Below are 1,220 nucleotides of genomic sequence, written 5' to 3'. Positions count from 1 at the left end.
TGTTTATTCCTCTATCTTCCAGTCCACACTACTTAGCCGATACCGGCAACAACTGGTATAAGGCGCTCAAAGATACTACAGTAATTTATGGCGTTGATAAGGGCTGGTTTAACGGAGTAGCGGTAAAGCAATAAGGGCGGAACAGCGTCTTCCCGCGAGGGCTTTGCGCGGTGCACGCGCTGGCGCGGCTGTCGCGCGCGCTTGAAGCGGGTATGTTCAAGCCCGGCGCGTTGTACGGCGCGGAAGATATTCTGTAGACGGCGTTCCGCGTTCCCGAATAGGCAACGTCCGGGTTTCTTTATATCGCGCTTATGGACGCCTTCGTTCTTTTTCACGCCTCTTATTTTATCTCGTTTCCCCTTTTGCGGTTTCTTGATAGCAAGCGTTGATTTCGCTATAAATTAACCGCTCATCAGTCATGAAAACTGCCGTTTCATTATCTTACAAGGAGTCCGCTATGATTTTCCCGATAGAAGAAGTAATTAATTTCACTGGCAATATATACGAAATCACGTGTGCGACGACCCGCCGCGCTTACCAGATTTCCATGCTACGTGACGAGGATAATAAAGACGATGACAATACAGACAAAGCTGTTTCTATCGCTGCCAAACAGCTTTTTACAAAAGAGGTTCAGTACCGTATCGAGCATAATCCGCAATAAAAAGACTGTCTTTTATTGAAAACGTTTTCCGCGCCTTCAAACGCTGGCGAAAAATTACCCCGCCCTTACGCTTTGCCTCTATTCCACCCGCTCTGTCGAGTTTCCTCAAGAAACTCGAACGTTCGGCTTCGCCGAACACAGGACGCTTGACAAAGCGTATCATAACGGTGAAAATCAGCCGCGGAACTGATTTGAAAACGGCGCATTCGGCAGCGGGCTGCGTGCCCCTGTTTGAAAGTCCGGTTTTATATGCCAAATTCATACAAGCGAGGCAGCAGCATGACGTATTCTGCGGAAGTGGAACACATGTGCCCGGTGGCTAAGGGCGCATATCACGGTCCTGCTCCCATTCCTGAGGAAGGCAAATGGGTTCAGGTAAAGGAAAACAAAGACATTTCGGGGCTGACCCACGGCGTGGGCTGGTGCGCGCCGCAGCAGGGCGCGTGCAAGCTGACGCTGAACGTCAAAAACGGCGTCATAGAAGAAGCGCTGGTCGAGACGGTAGGCTGTTCGGGTATGACGAATTCCGCGGCTACGGCGTCGGGACTCCTGCCGG

At 51.1% G+C, this 1,220-nt stretch carries 1 protein-coding gene and 1 pseudogene; both read left to right on the top strand.

The window, feature by feature from the left end; all coding sequences use genetic code 11:
* Positions 1 to 457: 457 nt before the first annotated feature.
* Positions 458 to 664, top strand: coding sequence for a DNA-directed RNA polymerase subunit omega (locus AWU74_RS05795; protein WP_062328510.1), 207 nt, complete (start codon positions 458 to 460; stop codon positions 662 to 664).
* Positions 665 to 943: 279 nt separating this feature from the next.
* A pseudogene (locus AWU74_RS05790) lies at positions 944 to 1,220 on the top strand (hypothetical protein); the annotation flags it as partial.

It is taken from the genome of Treponema endosymbiont of Eucomonympha sp., from assembly GCF_001028545.1.
Note: the sequence above shows the minus strand (reverse complement) of the source record. Positions and strands in the feature narration are given on the sequence as shown.